This window comes from Lyngbya sp. CCY1209, from assembly GCF_035615495.1.
Classification (GTDB): Bacteria; Cyanobacteriota; Cyanobacteriia; order Cyanobacteriales; family Microcoleaceae; genus Limnospira.
In genome coordinates this window covers 1-347 of sequence record NZ_JAJENU010000102.1, presented here as the reverse complement: position 1 = coordinate 347, position 347 = coordinate 1, and the positions used below count along the sequence as shown (strand labels likewise).

Genomic DNA, 347 nt, shown 5'->3' with positions numbered 1-347 from the left:
CTCCTCGCCAACATCGCACTGGATGGAATGGTGAGGCACATCAACAAAATCTTCCCTAACAAAAAGAAACAGAAGATAAAAGCAACGGTCGTCAGATACGCCGATGATTTTGTAGTCATATCACCAAATCTCGAAATCATTGAACAGTGCAAGATTGCTATCTCCGAATGGTTAAATCCCATTGGACTCCAACTCAAGCCGGAAAAGACAAGAATCTGTCATACACTAAGAGAAATCGAAGCTGACGGAAAAAAAGTCCCACCCGGATTCGACTTCCTGGGGTTCAATATCAGGCAATATCCAAAAGGAAAACATACATCCGGGAAGAAATCGGGGGGAAGAGGTCT

The 347-nt window shown here is 43.8% G+C and carries 1 protein-coding gene; it reads left to right on the top strand.

What is annotated here, in order from left to right:
• The coding region (locus LKE08_RS00630; protein WP_324702258.1) for a reverse transcriptase domain-containing protein at positions 1-347 on the top strand (347 nt) is incomplete at both ends.